Source organism: Bacteroidota bacterium, assembly GCA_018692315.1.
Taxonomy (GTDB): Bacteria; Bacteroidota; Bacteroidia; order Bacteroidales; family JABHKC01; genus JABHKC01.
The window spans coordinates 1-22669 of record JABHKC010000020.1; the positions used below are offsets into that span (position 1 = coordinate 1).

At 31.7% G+C, this 22669-nt stretch carries 16 protein-coding genes; 8 read left to right on the forward strand and 8 right to left on the reverse strand.

Annotated features, from left to right (window positions below):
• Positions 1–30: 30 nt before the first annotated feature.
• Together HN894_01375 and HN894_01380 are read right to left on the reverse strand one after the other, a co-directional pair.
• Positions 31–456: a hypothetical protein gene (locus HN894_01375; GenBank protein ID MBT7141958.1), complete on the reverse strand. Its 426-nt coding sequence runs from the start codon at positions 454–456 to the stop codon at positions 31–33.
• Between the two features lies 1 nt (position 457).
• Positions 458–2056, reverse strand: a complete 1599-nt coding sequence (locus HN894_01380) for a hypothetical protein (GenBank protein ID MBT7141959.1) — start codon at positions 2054–2056, stop codon at positions 458–460.
• 211 nt (positions 2057–2267) lie between these two features.
• Between HN894_01380 and HN894_01385 the strand changes: the two genes are divergently transcribed.
• Positions 2268–3479, forward strand: coding sequence for a PQQ-like beta-propeller repeat protein (locus HN894_01385; protein MBT7141960.1), 1212 nt, complete (start codon positions 2268–2270; stop codon positions 3477–3479).
• Between the two features lie 75 nt (positions 3480–3554).
• A complete protein-coding gene (locus tag HN894_01390) occupies positions 3555–4979 on the forward strand; it encodes a PQQ-binding-like beta-propeller repeat protein (protein ID MBT7141961.1) in 1425 nt (474 codons plus the stop codon).
• An 11-nt stretch (positions 4980–4990) separates the two neighbouring features.
• On the opposite strand, the gene HN894_01395 is transcribed toward HN894_01390, so the two are convergent.
• The 3 genes from HN894_01395 to HN894_01405 are packed head-to-tail and all read right to left on the reverse strand — an operon-like array spanning position 4991 to position 10347.
• A complete protein-coding gene (locus HN894_01395; GenBank protein MBT7141962.1) occupies positions 4991–6712 on the reverse strand; it encodes a TonB-dependent receptor in 1722 nt (573 codons plus the stop codon).
• Between the two features lie 51 nt (positions 6713–6763).
• Positions 6764–7117 (reverse strand): four helix bundle protein, encoded by a 354-nt coding sequence (locus HN894_01400; protein MBT7141963.1) that lies wholly within the window; start codon positions 7115–7117, stop codon positions 6764–6766.
• A 23-nt stretch (positions 7118–7140) separates the two neighbouring features.
• Positions 7141–10347, reverse strand: coding sequence for a tetratricopeptide repeat protein (locus HN894_01405; protein ID MBT7141964.1), 3207 nt, complete (start codon positions 10345–10347; stop codon positions 7141–7143).
• Between the two features lie 206 nt (positions 10348–10553).
• On the opposite strand from HN894_01405, the gene HN894_01410 reads away from it, so the two are divergent.
• On the forward strand, positions 10554–10757 hold the full coding sequence (locus tag HN894_01410) for a fructose-6-phosphate aldolase (protein MBT7141965.1): 204 nt from the start codon (positions 10554–10556) through the stop codon (positions 10755–10757).
• Positions 10757–11455, forward strand: a complete 699-nt coding sequence (locus HN894_01415; GenBank protein MBT7141966.1) for an ATP-binding cassette domain-containing protein — start codon at positions 10757–10759, stop codon at positions 11453–11455. The genes HN894_01410 and HN894_01415 overlap by 1 nt, the downstream gene beginning before the upstream one ends.
• A gap of 72 nt (positions 11456–11527) precedes the next feature.
• Here HN894_01415 and HN894_01420 read toward each other — a convergent pair whose 3' ends face one another.
• Positions 11528–11695, reverse strand: coding sequence for a 4Fe-4S binding protein (locus HN894_01420; protein MBT7141967.1), 168 nt, complete (start codon positions 11693–11695; stop codon positions 11528–11530).
• A gap of 271 nt (positions 11696–11966) precedes the next feature.
• Between HN894_01420 and HN894_01425 the strand changes: the two genes are divergently transcribed.
• The 3 genes from HN894_01425 (at position 11967) to lnt (ending at position 15821) form a co-directional block, all read left to right on the forward strand.
• A complete protein-coding gene (locus HN894_01425) occupies positions 11967–12560 on the forward strand; it encodes a penicillin-binding protein activator LpoB (GenBank protein ID MBT7141968.1) in 594 nt (197 codons plus the stop codon).
• A 182-nt stretch (positions 12561–12742) separates the two neighbouring features.
• Positions 12743–14143 (forward strand): hypothetical protein, encoded by a 1401-nt coding sequence (locus HN894_01430; protein ID MBT7141969.1) that lies wholly within the window; start codon positions 12743–12745, stop codon positions 14141–14143.
• A 52-nt stretch (positions 14144–14195) separates the two neighbouring features.
• The gene (gene lnt / locus HN894_01435) at positions 14196–15821 is read left to right on the forward strand and encodes an apolipoprotein N-acyltransferase (protein MBT7141970.1); all 1626 of its coding nucleotides are present in this window, start codon (positions 14196–14198) and stop codon (positions 15819–15821) included.
• 172 nt (positions 15822–15993) lie between these two features.
• Here the strand turns inward: lnt and HN894_01440 are convergent, their stop codons facing one another.
• Both HN894_01440 and HN894_01445 read right to left on the reverse strand, forming a co-directional pair.
• Positions 15994–20799, reverse strand: a complete 4806-nt coding sequence (locus HN894_01440) for a T9SS type A sorting domain-containing protein (GenBank protein MBT7141971.1) — start codon at positions 20797–20799, stop codon at positions 15994–15996.
• A gap of 36 nt (positions 20800–20835) precedes the next feature.
• A complete protein-coding gene (locus HN894_01445) occupies positions 20836–21924 on the reverse strand; it encodes a hypothetical protein (GenBank protein MBT7141972.1) in 1089 nt (362 codons plus the stop codon).
• Between the two features lie 210 nt (positions 21925–22134).
• Between HN894_01445 and HN894_01450 the strand changes: the two genes are divergently transcribed.
• Positions 22135–22476, forward strand: a complete 342-nt coding sequence (locus tag HN894_01450) for a hypothetical protein (protein ID MBT7141973.1) — start codon at positions 22135–22137, stop codon at positions 22474–22476.
• The last annotated feature ends 193 nt before the right edge of the window (positions 22477–22669 follow it).

The following is a 22669-nucleotide window of genomic DNA, read 5'->3' on the forward strand; positions in this document are numbered from 1 at the left end:
AACAGCTAAGATAGCATAAATATCATTAAGCTAAAATTTTAGCTTATAAGATAAGACCCATAATAGCCGCTTTGAAAAACGTTCATTCGTTTTACTGAGAGAGCTGTGCATTATAGTTAGGTTGTTAGTTTTATGTAAGTTCTTGCTACTACAACATTCTACTATCAGGCTTTCTATTTCAATATTCCCATCATCTTTTCTTTCATAACCTCGAAGTAGAAAACGTTTGTTTTCACCATACTTCACTTTTTTTAACTTATCATCTGAAAAATATATCTTAAAACTAATGTCTTGGACAACTAAAGAATCATTCGTAATAATAAAGCCCATAATGGCTTGTCCATAGTTTTTTCTTGGATATTCATATATATAAACATTTCCATCAGTAATTTGGAAGTCACTCTCTTTTTCACAGGAAGAAACAATCATGAGTATAGAAAATAATAATGTTTTCATATTAATATTGTGTTAAGTAGTATGAGAATAAATCAGCTCTTATTCCTGAAGAGTATGCCCAGGTTGTCCCATATAAAAGATATGGATGAATACCGATGTTTGGAATTCCATTTAACCATAATGACAATGAAGACATATTTACACAATTGGTGGTTATTCCTTGAAACGGCAGAACTTTTCCAAGACCTCTTACAGCATCAATAGCATATTTATTCACAGTAATATCTACAGGTAGAGTTGAATTATAATGAAAGTCAGAGGTACTTTTTCTAAAATATGTAGCATAACCAAGTTTTGAATTAGGAGTTTTATTATCATTGGGGCCAAATGACATTAAAGGATCTCCACTGTTTTTATCTGCAATTGCACTATGAGAAATAAAATCACTATCATCAGTATATAATGTAGCTTGCGTACTATTAATTAACTGATTTACATCTGCCAAATTGGCTAATGCTCCAAGTCCATAACCTATATTTTCTAAAGCACTATTGCCTTCCTTTCCAAGATAACCCCAATCACCAGAAGTAAAGTTATATGAAGCAACACCCAAATTAACGCTAACATCAGTTTGTCCGCCTGTATAAATATTCGTTCCAACTGAATTTGTGTATGAAGCTCCTGCAATTCCAAGTGTATTTGCCATCGGTATTTCCGAGGCTGCTATCGCCCCTCCAACATAACCACTTAAACCGCCAACAATAGCACCTCCTGCCATATATCCCCAAGTTTTACCGGAACTGTAATCCCAGTTTGTAGGATTGTAATCATTATTTGCAAGTGTGCCTCCCATGTATGTGCCGATGACTGCACCAATGATAATCGGCATCCATATAATTTCTCCCGATGGGTCGGTATAGATAAGCGGATTATTCAAACAATAAGGATACCGATTATAATTCTGTGAATTTCCTGGCATTTGCACATAATTGTCAGGGCTTAGCATGCGGCCAAGAACAGGGTCGTAGAGTCTGCCATTCATGTTTATTAGCCCGAAATCGCTTAGGTGTTCATGTCCTGTATAGCCTCTGTTAAATTCTGGCAGTGAGGGAACATTACTATATGATGACCAGTCATTAGGATTTCGTTGTCGCCCCCAGGCATCGTAACTGTATGTAGCATCTATTTGTCCGCTTTCATTGCTTATGGTTTGGATAGAGCCAAGATGATCGGTGTGGATATATTGCAATTTGTCGGTTTGGCCTGTTTCTTTTGTGAGAACTGCGAATAAGCCGATTGGAGCGGAGATGTAATGGAATTGTTTTTCGTTGGCGGTTTGTTCGTCAATCAACTTTTCGTAATTGCCAAAATAATATTTTGTTTCCTGAAGTACCGAATTGTCGTACATTTCGGTCTTTCTCCTTAGCCTATCGTGCCCATATGTAAATTCAAGTATTTTATTATTTTCATCAATTTTGGAGACTTTATTAAAAGCCGTATATTCAATTTCTTGATCGAAAGATGGAATGGTCCCGAGATTTCCAGTGATACCAGTTACCCCGCTGACGCGGACATGTTGTCCGTGTGTTTGCCAACCTAAAACTGTTACCGTAACAAAATCCAGTTTTCTTTGTTCATTTATTTTATATCTTTCTAACATCAAAAACTATTAATTTCAGAAAGCACAATATATGAATTTAATAAAAATACTTAGCATAAAATTTAAGTTTTTTGAAAAGTAATTGCTTTATAATATATAACATACCGACAACATGTTGGCATTAGCAGGGAATCAAAAGGGAACAATTGATATCTAACTATATTTCATATATTTGAATTTTTATGAAATGAATTAATTTAAGAATATAATTATGAAAGAATTTGTTGTTGTCCTGATTGCTTTGATTATAAATACAGCTTTGTTTTCGCAAGAATCTTCGCAATGGCGAGGAAAAAATCGCGATGGAAAATATCACGAAACAGCTTTGTTGAAAAAATGGCCTGAAGACGGTCCGAAACTTCTATGGCATTTCGATGAACTCGGTTTAGGGCACGCCTCAGCCTGTGTAACCAACGAAATGGTTTATACTGCAGGAACAACAAGCGAAGACGGTTTTATTATTGCTTTCGACCATAGCGGGAAAGAAGTTTGGAGAATAACTTACGGAAAAGAATGGATGGATAGTTATGATGGAAATAGAACAACACCGGTAGTAAACGGCGGAAAATTATATATGTTGAGCGGTTATGGTAAACTTGTTTGTCTTGATGCAAAAACTGGTAATGAGATATGGAACTTAGATCTTTTCGAAAAATACCTTGGAAGAAATACCAGATGGGGAATGACTGAAAATCTTGCTATTGAAGGCGATAAACTATTCTGCACAGTAGGAGGAGAAGAAGCAAATGTTATAGCTTTAAATAAAAACACAGGAAAATTAATTTGGGAATGTAAAGGTTTGGGCGAAAAAAGTGCTTATAATTCGCCAGCAATAATAAAATTATCCACAAGAACACTTCTAATTACGGTTACTGAAAGTGCTATTCTCGGTATCGACATTGCTAACGGAAAACTGCTTTGGAACTTCACACATCCCAACAAATATTCTGTTCAGGCAAACACTGCTTTATTTTACGAAGGGATGATTTATTTTGTAAATGGATATGGAAATGGAGGTGTAATGTTAAAATTGTCGGATGATGGTTCAAGTATTTCAGAAGTTTGGAAAAATTCTTCCTTAGACAACAAAATGGGAGGTGTTATTCTATTGGATGGAAAAATCTATGGTTCAGGCGATTACAATAGAGAATGGTTTTGCCTCGATTGGAAAACAGGCGAACAGCTTTACACATCGAAAGAAATGAAAAAAGGAAATATTATTTTTGCCGATGGAATGTTTTATTGTTATTCCCAGTCGGGAAATGTTCATCTTGTTGACCCAAAAACCGAAAATTTTGAACCAGTTAGTTCCTTCAAAGTTCCTTTCGGTTCGAAACAACATTGGGCACATTCGGTAATCCACAACAAAAAACTTTATATTCGTCATGGGGGTTCGTTGATGGTATATTCTATCGGGGAATAATTATATTACAAATTATGAATTTTTAGAAAATAACATCTCCAAATCTTCATATTCTAACATCTACAAATATAATTAATGAAGCAGCCAAATTACTTCACAATAATATTTTTACTTTTAAGCCTAAGTTTATTTACGTTTTGGTTTATTTACAATCCTGTTGAAGATTTTGCAGCAAGTATTCCCGGGCAGGATAACAGGCCTGATAAAAATTCTGCATCCTTTGAAGTAATTAATATTGGTGAAGATTTTAAGAAATTTTCTAACAAAAAATCTGATCTTACAGGAAAATGGGAACGTTTTAGAGGTTTGAATTTCGATAATATCAATACAGAAAAAATTCCCTTGATTAACAATTTTGGAAACAAAGAAGTGAAAATTCTCTGGAAAGTTAATCTTGGGGAAGGTCATGCTGCTCCAGCAATATATAATGGAAACGTATTTTTGATAGATTATGATGAAACCCAAAAAGCCGATATGCTCAAGTGCTTTTCGCTCGAAAGCGGTGAAGAATTGTGGCGGCGATGGTATAAAATTCATATAAAACGTAATCATGGAATGTCAAGGACGATTCCGGCAGTAAGCGAAAAATATATTGTAACTATTGGCCCACGTGGGCATGTTATGTGCTTAAATTCGCAAAATGGAGATTTTTTATGGGGGCTCGATATTGAGAAAAAATATGAAACTGAAATACCGTTTTGGTACACCGGTCAGTGTCCATTGATTGATAATGGTACAGCAATAATTGCTCCCGGAGGTAGCTCATTGATGATAGCTGTAGATTGTGCTTCGGGCGAAATTGTATGGGAAGCGCCAAATCCTGACAATTGGAAAATGTCTCATTCCTCAATCATGCCAATGTTTTTCGAAGGAAAAAAAATGTATGTTTATGCAGCAGTTGGTGGAATTTGCGGAATTTCAGCAGAAGCGGAAGATAAGGGAAAACTTTTGTGGAAAACTGCCGAATTTACTCCAAATGTTGTGGCACCTTCACCGATAGTTTTTCCCGATGGTAAAATATTTATGACTGCCGGCTATGGTGCAGGTTCAGTTTTATTTCAATTAAAAAAGAAAAATGATGAATTCTCTGTTGAGATTTTGCAAAAATATAAAACCAAAGAAGGAATAGCTTCTGAGCAACAAACACCACTCGTTTTTAACAATCATATATTTTCTATTTTGCCTAAAGATGCAGGTAGCAGCCGCAATCAGTTTGTTTGTTGTAAATACGACAATTGCCAAAACATTTTGTGGGCAAGCGGAAAATCGCATCGTTTTGGTTTAGGACCATATATTATTGCCGACAATAAATTTTATATTTTATCTGACGATGGAACTTTAACAATTGCAAAATTGAGCAGTTCGCATTTTATTTTTCTCGACAAATCGAAAATTTTTGACGGGCAGGATGCATGGGGACCCTTAGCAATTGCTGACGGCAGACTGTTGATGAGAGATTCGAAACAAATGTTTTGTATTGATTTGAGGGCTGGAAAATAGAATCTCTAAATTTAAAACGAAAAATTCACACCGGCCATTACATTAAAACCTTGTCCGGGATACTGATTCCAATAGAAATATTTTTTCGCAAAAATATTATTAAACTTCAAAAATGCCGATAGGTTTTTATTCTTAAAATATTCAACACCAAGATTAAAATCTACTGTGCCATCCAGTTCTATTGGTGACAATGCCATTAATGTTTGTGCTGTATTACAATTTGCTGCGTATATATTTGCATATCTTTTGCCTATGAAAAATATATCTGATGAAAGAATAATTTTGTTCTGAAGATTATATCTGGCAGTTATTTGAGCATCGAATTTTGGTATATGCGAAAGTTCTTCTATTTCAATGTTGTATGTATATATATTTCCCTCAATAGAAAAATCTAAATAATCATTTTTTTCATATAACAATTCTCCATGGAAAGTTCCATAATCAACATTTTTGTACACCAGTTGAAATCGTTGGTTATTTTCACAAAGATTTTCGAAAAATACCATATTTTCAACTTCCTTGAAATTTGCCGAAACATCAAAAGCAATTTTAGAACTTATATTTCCCTTTACTCCTGCAAAAATATTTTTCTTAATATTTGTATTTTTATGATTCATTTCCATCGAAATGAAAGGATTTGTAGAGCTAAGTTTTTGCAAGGAATTTACATCAAAACTTCCATTATATTTAAAATATGAAATAATAAAGTTTTCAACCAACTTATATTCAAATTTCAAATTTGGATAAAAATGAAATTCAGCATCGGCAGCGGGATCAAATAAACTCACAAAATCGAAACCAATAGAATATCTCCATTCCTTACCCGATTTCGAATAATTTGGGTTAATATTTAAGACTGTGTTCGTAAGTTTTGAACTATCAAATTCCATTTGTTCAGTAACAAATGCTAAGGGATTGATTATGTAGCTTTCTAATTCTACATTCATATCTACAGTCCCTTTAAAATGTTTTTTATTAAAATTTGAATGAAACAAAAAATTGTTCTCATTGCTGTTTTCATTGTCTTGAAAGTATGAATATCCAAATTTTAAGTCATAATTAAGTTTCGACTTTTGGCTAATATTGGTTTTATATCTTGTTGAAAATCCGATAGTTGAAAATCTATTGAACTCAAGCTCTTCTTTTTCAATAATATTTTCGCTGTTTGCAGGATAACCATAAATCAAATTTTTATTAGTTTGAAAATGTATATTTGCGAAAAGGGCTGCTTTGCTATAAAACTTTTTGCCATAAAGCTTCAGGCTGTTTTTGCTGAAATTTGGATAATAAGTTTGTTCATCGACCTTTGTTTTTCCGTTCACTGAATAGTGCCTGACGAAAGCACCAATAGAATATTTTTTCGAACGTAGATTGTTAATACTCAATTCGGCAAGAGGGCTTAAGTTTGTGCCAAATCCTAATTTCAAATAATTACCGTAAAGTTTAGTCAAAGGCTCACCTTTCATTTTAGCAGCTGGAACTGGTTTTAATTCGTAAGATGTATTTATCTGACGAGGAAAAATCTGGTAATCAAAATTAATATCAATTTTTGCAGTATCCTTAGTGCGTGGCATGTTCGAAAGTTTTATTGCATCGGAAATTGAAGGTGCATATGGTTTAAGAACAATTACGTCTTTGTCTATAATTTCAAGCTCATTTTCTTGTGTAAATGCTTGATTTCCAAAAAGGAGTAATAATGCTGAAATGAAAAGTCTTGTTATTTTTTGTATCATGGTGTTTGATTTTATTTATGGTTTGAAATTAGAAATTGGAAATTAGGTAAATCATATTTTTGTACTATTGATGAAGGCATTCAACTTTGGTCCAAGATTATAAACTAATTTTTGATATTTCAAAGTATCAGCTTTATTTATCACTTCTCTCCGAATTAATTTCCTAAGCCAGGATTTAGTTTCTTCAAATGAACCTCTCGAATAAATGTAAAATCTTTTTCTATCAGCAGGAGTATATCTACCATATCCTTCTGCAATATTTGCAGTTATACTATCAACTGATCTAATTATTTGATAACCAACAGTATTTTGAACTTTTTTATCCCATTTTTCAAAATCGTACCAAACCAAATCGGACAGTTCATCGGATAATTTATAGATGTCTAATTCATAAACTTTTTTCATTTCGATCCAATTTCTAATTTCAGTTAATTATTCTTCGTACTATCCTTCTCAGTTTCAAATGTTTCATTAAAAATTCTATCCATTTCTTTTTGAGTTATCGAGTCTATTTCATTTTTTTCAGGTTCAAAAAGTTCATTATAGTTCTTTTCTGAATTATCATCGAAATCTATTTCTATATCAAGATTTTCTTCCAAAATTTCATCAATCTCTTCATTTTCTTCTATTTCGTTCAGTTTTACCTGAGCTTCATCAATAATACCATCGTTCGGAACATCGTAAGCTTCAATTATGCTTTGCAGGCTATGCTTGGCCATAAAAATATCGTCTTTGTTTATGTAAATGTCTGATAATAACAATATTGCTTTTGCCTGCCAAAAATAGTAGGGCGTGTTCTTATTATTAAAATCAATTATTTCTTTTTCGGCAAGTTCATACTGTTTTTGTAAAAATAGTATTTCCGACAGCAAATATTTTGCTTCGGCTCCTTCTTTGGTATTTACGTTCGAAGCAACAATTTTTAGTTCGGGAACAGCCGATTGATAATCATTTTGCGAAAAAAACGATTTTGCCAAAATATAGTGAGCTTCACGAATAATTTCGTCAGAAACTTTATCGGAAATAAGAACTCTATTTGCAGCGAAAATGGCATTTGAATCGTTGTTCAGTTTGAAAAAACCACGCATTTGTCCAATTCTAGCTTCAAGCAGATTAGTGTTATTTTCGGCAATTTGTTCTAAAGACTGGCAGTTTTGAACGGCATTTTCGAAGTTTTTGAAATAGAAATTAATTCTTGCAGCTTTCAATAAGGCTTCTTCTGTATAAGAGTTTTTTGGCTGAATAATTACATAATTATATGACGAAAGTGCCTCCTCAAATTCGTCGTTTTGATAATTGCAATCGGCTTTGAAAAAGTGAGAATTCAATAAATAATTACCGTCCGGATATTTCGAAATGTATTTTGTAAATTTGCCTTTTGAATCTTTACAATTGCCCGACATGTAAAGGTTTTCAGCCGAAAGATAGCTTAAGGAATCTTGTTCAGAAATGCTGATATTAGCAAAATCGCCAAGTTGGGCAACATACTCAAAGTACTTATCTTCCTGATGTTCATCTATGTAAATGTTTTTTATTCCAATAAGTGCATTTTTCGATTCTGCTGAACCTTTGTAGTCTTCAACAATTTTTTTGTAAGCTACAAGTGCCTGCGAGTTTTGGTTGGCATTGTAATGTAAAAGCCCAAGTTGAAGCAATGCTTTTTTTATGTAACTACTTGTTGGATGATTGGCAATTATAGCATCAAATTTTTCAATTGCTTTTTGGATAGAATCAATTTTTACATAGCTTTTACCTATTTCAAAAATTGCATCATCTGTGTATTGCGATTGAGGAAAATCTGTCAGAATATTTTCCAGGATTTTGATTTTTTTAGAATGTTTTTTTAGCAAACCGTAAGAAAATGCTTTGTTAAAAAGCGAATAATCAACGTCAATTGTATTAATTGTAATTGCCAAATCGTAGTACTTTATTGCATTTGAATAGTCTTTTGACACAAAATAGCAATCTCCAATTCTATTGTACGCATCGCCGGTAGTTTTCGAAATATTTTCGTTTTTATTTACATATTTTCTGAACCATGAAATCGATTTTGGATAGTCTTTCAATTTAAAATAACAATATCCAAGACTATAATTGGCTGATATATATTCTTTTAATTCGAAAGCTCCAGTTGTTGAAAGAAAATTATTATAGCATTCAATTGCATCATCATATTTTTTTAATCTGTAAAATGCTTCGGCTTTCCAGAAATAGGAAAGTGCCTTTATTTGTTTATTGAATTTCTTATATTCCAAAGATTTATTGAAATGATTGATAGCTGCTAAATATTTCAAATTTGTGAAAAGTTCCAATGCCCGATAATATGAAATTCTTTGATAGGCTTCTTTAATTTTCTGATTTTTGTTTGATATTTTTTCAATTGAATTTAGTGCGGCTTTATAATTTTTGCTTGTTGTATAAACTTTAACTAAAAAGTCGTAAGCCAGATCGATATTTTCAGATTCAGGATATTTTTCAATAAATTTTTCAAAGGTGTTAATAGTTTCATTGAATGGCGAGTACGATAGCTCATAAGTAAGTTTTGCATAATTGAATAGAGCGTTCTCAGCCATATTTTTGTCAAAATCCATTTTGGATGCTTCCGAAAATGCTGCCTTTGCTTTTGTTTTATCATTTAGTTTGATATAACAATCGGCAAGGTGAAAGCTCGAATTTTGTGCAAACTTATCTTTTCCGTTTGCTACTTTTTTAAATAATTTGCTTGCTTCTTCAAATTTTCCGTTGCTGTAATACACAAATGCCAACAAATATTTATCTTCTCGCGAAATAGATTTTTCATTCTCTTTGAATTTTTCAAGATAAGGTTCAGCATTTTTGTAGTCCTTCAATTTGAAATATGCTTCACCAATTATTCTTGCAATTTCTGAAGAGCGAGTAGGGGTAGCATTATCCAATAAATCAGGGGCATAATCAACAATTTTCTCGTAGTCATCTTTATAATAATAAATTTGGGTGATATAGTAAGGCACAATTGCAGCAAACAACGAATCGTCCGATAAATTGTTAAAATGGTTCAAGGCAGTCTGGTAATTTTTTTGTTGGTAGGCAATGTGGGCATAATAGTAAGTTGATGGCGAAGAATATTCTGAAGAAGTATCGTTTTTAATTTCGAAAAAACAAAGCCTTGCACTGTCCAATTCCTCTGTCTGAAAATAGCTATATCCTAATTTGAAATAAAATTCAATGAGTTCTTCATCCTCAAATTCAAATTTGTCAACTTTCCAAAACCATTTCACAGCTTTAGAGTAGCGTTTGTGCCTATAGTTAATTTTGCCCATTTGAAAACAGGCATATTTCACTTTTGGATGCTCCGGATGCTCTTCAACAAACTTTTTTAGCAAATATTCAGAATCTTTGTGGAAAAGTTCTATTGCACAAATGGCTCTATAATATTCAGCATCGGTTTTAACATGGCTGAAAGTTTCGGTTTTACTATTGATAACTTCCTGAAAAAGTTTTTGAGCACTTCCGAATTTTTCTTTCTCAAATAACTCTTTGGCTTGCTTAAATATGTTGTTATCCGAAACAGAAATAAATGACTCCTGCGAATAACTATTTTTTAAAGCACTTAACAATAATAGTAATGTACTGATAATTATTATTTTCTGTCTCATATAATGTTCAATTTATTCTAATCAAAATAAAAACAAAAGTATAATATCTGATAATATTATTAAAAATAAATTATTAACAAGAAACTGTTTATTACTTTATTTTATTACTTTGCAAAATGCTTGGTTTGAGTTAAAATATTTGAGTTGTGAATGATAACAATTTTATATCTTATTAATTTTGTAAATAAAAAGAAAGAATTATTTCTATGTATATTTTAAAGACTAAAGGGTCAGCCCGTATTCCGGACTACATCCAGATAAGGGATGACGATTTTATTCTACTAAATCATTTCACTGTAAAAAATGCAAAAATGATGATTCAAAAATATCAGCTACAAATAGATGAAAGCAATCTTAATGAAATTATTGGAGATTTACCATATGGAAAACTAAAAAAAATTGAAATATAATGCAGGAAAATACAATTATTAAATTTAAAAATGCTTCGATTTATCAGAAAGATGAGTTGATTTTATCAGATGTAAATTTAGAAATAAAAAAAGGTGAATTTGTTTATTTTATTGGAAAAGTTGGAAGTGGAAAATCCAGCCTTTTAAAAACAATGTATGCCGATTTGCCTCTTGGCAATGGAGAGGCTTCAGTAGCAGGCTTCAATTTGATAGCAATAAAAGATAAACAGCTTCCTTATTTGAGGCGAAAAATTGGATTCGTATTTCAAGATTTTCAATTATTGACTGATAGAAATGTATATGAAAATCTAAATTTTGTTTTAAAAGCAACCGCTTGGAAAAAAAAGTCGGATATAAAAAACAGGATTTCAGAAGTATTAGAAAAAGTTGAAATGCTCGATAAAATAAACAAAATGCCACACGAACTTTCAGGTGGCGAGCAGCAAAGAATAGTTATTGCAAGGGCTTTATTGAATAATCCTGAAATTATTCTTGCCGATGAACCTACAGGAAATCTCGACCCTAAAACATCTGAAGGAATTATGAAATTACTTTTCGATATCAGCAATAATAATCGGGCAGTTTTGATGGCTACACATGATTATATGATAATTGAAAAGTTTTATTCAAAAACAATGAAATGCACTAATAAAAAACTATTGGAGGTGGATGGTGAGAATGTGCAATTTGAATTATAAAATCTCTAATTTTTATGCAAAAAAAAAGCCTACATCATTTAGTAGGCTTTTGTTTTTTTATAAATGTCTGATCTATTCAGGGCTAATAGCCTCAACCGGACAAACATCTGCACAAGCACCACAGTCTGTACACTCGTCAGGATCAATTACATAAATGTCACCTTCAGAAATTGCCTCAACCGGACATTCGTCAATACAAGTACCACACGCTGTACAATCATCATTAATTACATAAGCCATTTCTATAATATTTAAATTATTAAAGCCTGCAAATATATTGGAGTTTTTTTAAATCAAAAAATTAAATTGTTATTTTTTTACTAAAAGTTTGAATAGAAAATTTGTAGCTAAAAGTTTGAGCAATTAATGCTTTGAATATCTACAATCATAAAAAATCAAAAAGTTCAAATGTTTGATTTTTTTGTACTATTTTTATCAACGAAAAAATGTAGAAAAAAAATTGGTACAATTATTGAAATGCCGTAAACTTTTAATTTTAAAATTTAATATAATGAAAAAAATTGCAAAACTTAGTATTCTTTTAGTTTTTATTCTTTCAGCAACTTCTTGCACTGTGAAAAGAAATGTTGCACGTGTTTCGCCCGATCAGCAAATTGATTTAAGCGGAAGATGGAACGATACCGATTCAAAACTTGCAGCTCAGGCTTTGGTCGATCAAGTTCTCGGCGAGAGATGGATTGAAGATTTCAGACAACAAAATAATGGCGAAAAACCAGTCGTGATAGTTGGTTTAGTGAAAAATAAAAGCCATGAGCATATCGATGCTGAAACTTTTATTAAAGATATTGAAAAAGCCATAATAAAATCAGGAAGGGTAAGATTGGTTCAGGCAGGCAACAAAAGAGAGCAACTAAGAGGCGAACGAGCCGACCAGCAGAACTTTTCTTCGGCAGCTACAGCTAAAAAATGGGGACAGGAACTTGGAGCTGATTTTATGCTTCAAGGAACTATAAATTCAATAGTTGATAAATATCAAAAAGAAAAAGTTACATTCTATCAGATAGATCTTGAACTCTCAAACTTAGAAACAAACGAAATGGTTTGGATGGGCGACAAAAAAATTAAAAAATATATTACAAATTAATTGTCTGATTTAAAGAAACTTTTGCAGTCGAATTTTGAGTATTATCAAATACAATTTTCTTGTTGATTCAATTTTTCAAAAGTTAATTGAATTTTGATGAAAGACTGGAATATAGTGAATGAAATTGAAATCAATCTAATATATTTTACTTTTAAAATCTTTAGCATTTTATCATATACAAAATGAAATTTACAAAAATTACCCTAAGCATTTTTTCAATAATTTTTATTGCTTCTTGTGCAACATATTATCAGAAGAACTTAAAATTTCAGGAACATGTTACAAATGGAAAATTGGAAAAAGCTAAACAGCTTTTACTTAAAGATACAAAAAGTAAAGAAAATAGGAATAAATTATTGTATTACTTTAACTTAGGCTGGATAAATTTTATGCTTCAAGAAAGCAATGAAAGTAATTCAAACTTTGCACAGGCTGATATTATAATCGAAGACCAACAAAAAAAATACGGATTAGAGGCACTTTCTTTAGTTTCAAATCCAGGCATTAAGCCATATAAACCGGAAGATTTTGAAGTTGTGCTTTTGAATTATTATAAGACACTTAATTATTTACGATTGCAAAAATTTGAAGAAGCCTTAGTCGAGTGCAAAAAAATTAATATCAAGCTCAACTCATTGAACGATAAGCATAAAGATCACAAAAACAGGTATCAGCAAGATGCTTTTGCCCACTTGATAATGGGTTTGGTTTACGATGCCGGAAAAGACTACAACAATGCTTTTATTGCTTACCGAAATGCTCTTGAAATTTATGAAACAGACTATTCGAAAAATTTTGGAATAGAAGCTCCTTTACAGCTAAAAAAAGACATTTTAAGAACTGCTTCCTTAGTAGGGTTTTACGATGAAGTTCAATATTATGAAAAGCAGTTTGGAATTAAATATATGAAGAAGGAAAATAGGGGAGGAGAGCTTATTTTTCTATGGCAAAATGGTTTTGGTCCTGTAAAATCGGAATGGAGTATAAATTTTTCGAAAGTAGATGGCGAAGGTGGCTGGATAACCCTTGTGAACGATGATCTCGGAATAAATTTTCCTTTTTATATTGGCGACAAATCGGCAAAAGAAAAAAGTGCTTTTGCCGATTTGAGCTTTCTGCGAATTGCTTTTCCAAAATATCTTGAGCGACCTACATATTTTAATGGTGCAGAGATTATAGCAAATCAAGCCAATTATCCTCTGGAAATTGCTGAAGATATCAACGAAATTGCTTTCAAAACATTGCATGACAGAATGTTGCGTGAAATTGGAACCTCAATTCTTCGACTTGCCACAAAAAAAGCTCTGGAACTTGCTGCACGCAAAGAAAACGAAAATATAGGTGCAGCCATCGGAATAGTCAATGCTCTTACTGAAAAGGCTGATACCAGGAATTGGCAAACACTTCCCCGAACTATTTCTTATGCACGCATTCCACTACCTGAAGGGAAAAATACGATTGAGCTTAAAACTTATGGAAACCGAAAATTTGAAACTAAACAATTGAGTTTCGATATCGAAAAAAAACGTAGCAAATTTTTCGTTTTTCATAGTATCGAAAGTTTTCCGCCTGTTGAAAATTAATTTGGCAACAGAAATTTTTCCAATAAAATAACAATATAAAGATAATCTCATATTGAAGAAAATTACATTAATTGGACTTTCCGTTTTAAGCGGTGTATTGTTAAGCCTTGCATGGACACAGTGGATGAGTGGTTTAATACTTCTAATAGCATTTATTCCACTGCTATTTGTTGAAAAGTATTTATACGAAAATAGAAACAAATTCCATTCATTTCAAATGTTCAAATATGCGTATCTGGCATTTTTTGTTTGGAATTTGATTTCTACCTGGTGGATTTATTATTCGACACTTTTTGGAGTAATTTCTGCCGTTCTTTACAATTCGCTATTAATGTCGCTCGTGTTTTGGATTTTTCATATCGTGAAATGCAAAATGGGGCAACAATATGGTTTTTTTGGTTTGATAATTTTTTGGCTGTCATTTGAATTCATACATTTCAACTGGGAACTTTCATGGACTTGGTTAAACCTTGGAAACGGTTTTGCAAAAAATATCTCTTTAATCCAATGGTACGAATATACCGGTGTTCTGGGCGGAAGTTTTTGGGTTCTTATTTCAAATATTTCGATTTATAGTTTGATAATAAATCTTCGAAAAAGAGTAATAGATAGAAAAGTAGTTTTTCAAATTGGATTATTAATAATGATTATTTGTGTTCCAATTGTTTTTTCTCAGATTATTTTTCATAGCTATTTAGAAAAGACAGATTCAATAAATGTTGTTGTTCTTCAACCAAATGTTGATCCTTACAACGAAAAATTCGATGGCTTAAGCTCGAAACAACAATTGGAAATTTTGCTTAATCTTGCCGATTCACTTGGAGATGAAAACACCGATTATTTTGTAGCTCCGGAAACTGCTTTGGCAAATGGAATGTGGGAAAGTCAGTTGGCAAAGTACAAAGCTATTAAAACAATCAAGGAGTTTTTGAAAAAATATCCTAAGGCAAAATTTATTACAGGAATCACTTCCTATAAAAAATATGAAGAAGGAGAAAAATTATCAACAACCGTGAGACAATCGAAAGGATTTGATGGATATTATGATGTTTTCAATACTGCAATTCAGCTCGATTCATCTGAAATTATTCAAAAATATCATAAATCGAAATTGGTTCCGGGTGTCGAAAAAATGCCACTTCCTCATATTTTTAAGTTTATAGAAAAATTAGCTTTAGATCTGGGTGGAACAACCGGTAGCCTTGGGAAACAAGCCGACAGAGGAACTTTTTATTCAGTGAATGATAAAACAATAATTGCTCCGGTAATTTGCTACGAATCAATTTTTGGAGAGTTTGTAAATGGGTATATAAAAAACAAAGCAAATTTCATTTTTGTAGTAACAAATGATGGTTGGTGGGGCAATACGCCGGGGCACAGGCAGCATTTAACTTATTCGCAGCTTAGAGCAATTGAAACTCGCCGTAGCATTGCACGTTCGGCAAATACCGGAATTTCATGTTTCATAAACCAAAAAGGTGAAGTTTTTCAGCCAACTGACTATTGGGTTAGAACTGCCATAAAAGGAACAATCAACTCGAACAACACTATTACTTATTATGTTGAAAATGGGAATTTCATTGGTCGAATTGCTGCATTTTTTTCTGTTTTGATACTTTTGATATTTTTAGTTGATGTATTTATTCGAAAGAAAAATAATTCAGTTAATAGCTTGTAAAGTCGAAACCTACTCTCCTGCTCATTCCTGCGGAAACAGGAATCTCCTGGAATCAGATAATCATTGTTGGGTTCCTGCCTTTGCAGGAATGAGAATTCATAATGCTTGTTCGAGAGCAAGAAAAAAGTTATCCGATGACTTTGAGTCATCGGATAACTGAAATTCATGCAAATCATTCCCCAACACTCATAATTCTCGTTTCAGAAAAATCTCCTGAATTTAATCTATAGAAATACGTTCCTGCCGACAAGTGTTTCCTATCAAAAATAATTGTATGATTTCCGGCAGTATAATTTTGCGAATGAATGGTTTCAATTCTTTCTCCCAGAAGATTAAATAACTCTATTTCTACAAAAGCTTTATGAGGAGCATAAAAACTAATTTCTGTTGTTTCTGAAAATGGATTTGGAACATTTTGAAATAGTTGGAAAGTTGAATGTTGAAGGTTGAAAGTTGAAAGTTTTTCAACAATTGAAATTTTATTGGTTTTATAAAACTCATCGCCTTGCAACCAATTTTTAACCTTTAAAAATGTTTCAGAATTATCGTTCCAAATTTTTATCACAAATATTTCATTTTCAATCAATCCATCAATTTCTTCGGTCAATTCATCATCGCCCCAAATTGAAATTGCAAGATTTTCACTGGTAAAAACTGATGAGCCAACCAATAATCCTTCTGAGCTATAAATTCCAATTTCTGAGTCAATTGGAGGTTCTGTTTCCCATGCTGTTTTTGGAATTCCGAGGGTCATATTTGAGCCTGTATTTATTGCGGTTTTGAAATGTTTGGGTTGTGAAATTTGGATGTTTGATTTTGAAATATTTGCTGAATTTGGGGGATAGGTTAAAGTTGTTGCATTGTTCATTTTTATTTGATAGCCTTCGCCGGGATTCATGTTTCCAATTAAATTAACTCCATATAGTGGCCAATATGTTTGACCCATATAATTTTTTACAATTTCAACATCATTGACAATACTACTCAGTAAAATAGAAATTGATGCAGAGGTTTTTCTTAGATATGAAATATACGACCAACCAGATTGGAGATTACAAATTGTATTTTGCGGCTGAACCGATAAACCACTCATTATTAAAGTGTCTGTAATAATCATCTTGATTTGATAACCCTCACATATTGAAATATCTCCTATTTGATTAACTACATAAACAGGCCAATAGATTTCGCCAAGAGTATTCTTCACAATTTCAATATTGTTTATAAGTTCACTAAAAATAGAATCAAATGCACTATAAGTTGGAATAATATAGCTTGAGAAAAAACTCCATCCTTGAGGTAAAGTAATTGCTTGAATTTCGTTTGTAGATAAAGAAGTTAAACCACTTAGACCATTAACTGAGAAATATTCCTGATTTGACATTGGAGGTGTAGGCATATATAATGCAATTGCATTATAGGCAACATTTTCAGACGCATCCCAAATTTTCCACTTAAATTCTTCGCCCAAAATGAAACCATCGTTTCCAATATCTTCGCCCCATGCTGTGATAGTTGTACTCACACCATTCCAAATTTGATAGCCCCCACAAGCCAGGGTTCCAAGGGAATCGTAAAAAACTCCTATAAAATCTCCTGCCTCAATCGGAGCTCCTTCAATTATAACCTCAATTGTATTTTGAATAAGTATTGAATGATTTGTCGGAGAAAACAAATATGACCAATTTGGTGTGTTCGAAATTATTAACTCAAAAATCTCAATACTATCAACAATGGAACAGTTGCTACTATCTGAAACCGTAACTGTATATACACCGGATGGCAAATATGCAATATCTTCGCTAATTTCGCCATTGCTCCAAAGAAAAGAATATGGAGAAGCTCCACCTGAAATAAACAAATCAATCGCACCATCGTTGCACCCCTGGCAACTTGCATTTGAAGAGTTAAATATAGTAATCATTTCATCTGGTTGTTCTACAGTGAAACTGGCATTTGCAGAACAAAAAGTACCATCAATAGTCATTTCATTAAAAACTGTTACTGAATAAACTCCTGAATACAATCCTGTAATATCTTCTGATGTTTCGCTATTACTCCACTGATAATTTGTTAAGGTTGGCATACCGTCAAAATCCCCGCCGGTAACAGAAATGTCAATAATACCATTGTTTCCATTGAAGCAACTCACATCTTCAACGATTCCGCTAATATTAATTGGAGTATTGACATATACAACTTCGCTGGTATATTTTGAACAAGAATTCCCATCAATAACCATAACACCATATGTACCTCCAGAGAGATTACTGATTGTTGAACTTGTTGCACTATTTAACCAATTATATGAATATGGAGGAGTACCTCCATTTGCAAATACCGACAAGCTTGTAGTTGCAGAATTACAGATATAAATATCACCAAAAATTTCTGTTTCAATCTCACTTGGCTCACCAACAGTAAAACTATCAGAAACTTCACAAGCATTATTATCAACAATTGTAACAAAGAAAGTTCCGGCAGCAACATTTACATTATCTTCTGTTGTGTTTAAATTAGACCAAAAATAATTGTATGGAATTGTACCACCACTTACAGAAATGTCAATTTCACCAGTGAAGTTTCCGTGACAATCGACATTTATAAGATTTAGTAGGTCAACAACAAGACTATCAGGTTGATTTATTGTAAAGGTATCTGCTATGGCACATATTGTACTGTCTAATAAAAGCATATTTGTAATTGAAACAGAGTAATTACCCTGAATTAGATTTGTAATATCTTGGGTAGTTTCACTTGTGTTCCAATAATAATTTGTAGATATTGGTAATGCTCCAAATGTACCACCTCCAATTGCGAGATTTATTTCTCCATCTGTCTGATTATAACAACTTGCATCAATGATATTTTCACTTATAGAAAAAGCTGTACTCTCATTAATTGTAAAAGATGAACTAATTGTGCAAGAATTAGAGTCGCTAACAAGCAAACTATATGTTCCTGCAATAATATTTGGATTGTTTTGTGAGCTAACTCCATTTGACCATTCAAATGAATAAGGTGAAATGCCACCGCTAATAAATGAAGATAAATCTGTGGATTCTCCATAACATATATATTCATCTCCTAAAAGTATTAAACTTAAAGCATTTGGTTCTATTATTATAAAGGAGTCATTAAGTTCACAAGAATTTGCATCTATTATTGTTAGATAATAATTTTCTGCTGATAGGTTTGTTAAATCCTCTGTTGTTGCTCCATTGCTCCAAGTAAAATAATACGGTGATGTTCCTCCAACCGTACTTATATCAATACTTCCGCTTGCATTGGAATTACATAAAATATTTACGCTTATTGCAGTATCAAATTTCAATAAAGGAGGTTCTGTTATTTCAACAGAATCAAGCAAAACATCTCCATTTGCATCTGAAACTGTAACAAAATACCACCCAGCAGACAGGCTATCAATGCTTGCTATTGAATCGCCTGTACTCCATTGGAACAGATAAGGTTGCAAGCCACCAACTGCAATTATTGTAGCATTTCCGCTACTATTTGAATTACAAATAATATTATTTTGATTGATTGAAGCTATTAAAGGTTGTGGTTGTGATAATTTTAAAATAAATGCATCTTGATATCCATTTGAAGAAAGATTATACATTCCATTTCCTGGGTCAAAATCTACGATATTACTAAAATAACCAGTTAAATAGAAGCTTTCTTCATGAAAATATAAATTACCACTAATTCCATCGATTCCATTTCCTCCAAAACTTTTAGCCCATATAAAACTTCCGGATGTATCTAATTTATTGATAAAGAAATCACCCTGTCCGTTTGGATTTATGGTAAATGTTCCATTTGGATCTAGATTAAGATCGATAGTGTCATAATAAGCTCCATAAATGTATATACTTCCATATTCATCAATATCTATTGTAGAAGAGAACTCACAACCAAAGTTCTTTGCCCATACAAAATTACCAGAAGAATCTAATTTACTGATAAAAACATTGTCAGCCCCGATAGAATATAAATTAAAGGTCCAATATGGAGATGGAGCAAAATCAACAGTTCCTTCAAATGAGCCAATTGTGTAAACATTACCCTCATCGTCAACAGTAATTGACTTTCCAATATCATTATCAATGTCACCAAAACTTTTTGCCCAAACAAAATTTCCATATGAATCTAATTTTAAAATGAAAATATCATTCATTCCATTCGAAATAAGATTATAGACACCAATTCCAGGATCAAAATCAACTGTTCCATTAAAGAAACCTGTAAAATACATATTTCCAGAAGTATCGTACGTTTTAGAATAATAGGACATATTGCTTCCTATTGTTTTAACCCAAATAAAATTTCCAAATGGATTCAATTTTAGTAAAAAGATATCCCAAATGCCAATTGCTGTTAATGAATAAATTCCAATTCCAGGATCAAAATCAACAGTACCGGTAAATCCCCCTTGTAAATATATATTTCCAAAATTATCGAATGTAGGAGTAGTATTGCTTTCATACAGTATTGTTGCTGACACAAAAATACCCATAGAATCTAATGACCATAAAAATGTTCCATTAGAGGTTAAATCATAAGTACCATATATGTGTGGATTGAAATCCACTGTACCTGATAATCTACCAATTACGCATACATTTCCTGTAGGATCAAGGTAAATTGAATAGCTTTGAACACTATTTCCTCCGATTGTTTTTGCCCAAACAAAATTTCCATATTTATCCAATTTGCTGATATAAATATTATAATTATAATTAGATGATAGATAATAAGTGTCAATCGAATCTGGATTAAAATCAATTGTGTTACTTTCAAAAAATCCCGTTAAATAAACATTTCCATTAACATCAATTACTATAGATTTTCCATTATCATCAGAACTCCCCCCAAACCCGGCAGCCCATTCAAATTGTGGTTCTATTGGTGTTTGAGAGAAAATGAAGTTTGAAAAAAGGAAGAATGAAATGAAGAATAGTTTTGTTTTCATTATATTTTAGTTTAAATGTTTTAAGATAAAATCTATTTATTTTTTTAGTATTGTTAATTCTACTGTTGCTTCTAATTCTTTAATCTTGTGATTAGTTTTTATCCTTAACCAATTATTCATTGTACATATATTCTTAAATCTGTTCTCAATATATGGTTTTTTAAACTTCAGATGTATTTTATTATGTTCTACTTCCATTTTGATTTTATCCAAAGAAAATAATAAATCTTTATTTTCATATTGTTTACTCGGTTCAATTGTATCGACTAAACACAATAAGAATAAGAATGGATGTTGTTTTAGATTAGTTACAGAAGGTTGAATACGTTCAAGAATCAATGAATCTAATCCACTACATTTGTATAAATCAATTTCTATGTCTTCGTCAACATCTTCTCTTAAATAATAAATGTTGTGTGCTAAAATAACCCAAGAACACAAATTAAAGATATTTAAACCTTTTTCTGTCCAAATTAATTCATTGTATTTATATTCTCCATCATTAATTTTTTCTCCAACTCCTTGGATATGCTTGTATGTTTTGCATAATTTATCATATAAATGCATTCCTCCCAAAATGCCATGATCTGGTTTTTTATGATTTGAACCTGGCATGTAATTCAGCCTATAATAGAAATATCGTATCCAATTTTCTTTTATTTGCTTTGGAATTCCGACAGGGCTTTTTAATTTGTTTTCTATTCCAAAATCTTGTTTAAAGAATTCCAAGTGTTTATATTTATTGTCCTCCTCCAGCTTTTTCCCAGTATCATGAAATAAAGCAATTATAAACCACATGTAATTAAATGTTACATTAAATTTGTTTTTCTTCTGATAACTGTTCACTTTTTTATCAATCTCTTTTTTAATTGCATCGCAATTCTCATATAGAATAATACCGAGAAAAAATACTGAGAAGACATGTTCTTCTCCTTCGATTATTTCTAAAGGTTCGACAAATGGATTGCCATCGCTTTTATCAGAAGCATTTATATAATTATCTATAAAAGATTTAAAATATTTGCTCTCTATTGGATTTACTGGTTTTTGTTTATAGTAATCCCATTCTTTAGGCTTGTTAAACAATTCCAAATACCATTTTTTTAAGTCTTTCTCTATTTTCATATTTTAGTTTAAGTCATTACAAAAGTTTTTTTATCCTATATAAATCAATGTCGAATGCTTATAATTAAAGGTTCTGTATTCATACTTAAATCCATTACTGCTTTCGTATTTATTAAGTTCACATACTCTTAATATAAGTTAGTAAAAGTAATGAAATAGTTTTATACTTGCAACTTGTTTTGACTTTAAAATGACCAAAAAAATAACTAAATGAAAACATTGATTATCAAAAAATTAGAGGAATATCAGCAAACAATTTATAAAAGTAAATTGCAAAAATTTGCATCAAGGCAAGTTCCTCATGTCGTGAACGATGTTATTATAAGCATGATTATTGGTTTACAAAATATCGTCAATAAAAAGGATAAATTCTGTGTCCTTGAAATTTCCAATAGGACTGATGGAAAGCTTATTGATTCGGAAACTATGTATAAGTTTTTGCAAAAACACATAAATATAATAGAGAACGAATACGAAATTAAAGAATTAGATTACTTCAACAAATTTATTAAAAAATTTAAAGAAGAAATAATACTTGAATTTGGAGAGTAGTTTAACTAAACCCAAAGTTGAGTTTATTCATTTTTGATAAATGTATAGCATAAAATTGAAAAGACCTGACAGGTTTTCAAAATCTGTCAGGTCTGGTATTCAGGCAATTAGATTTCTTGTAATAGTAACAAAGGAATAATTCAACTCTCACAATTCTCATTGCAGAAAAATCTCCTGAAATTAATCAATAGAA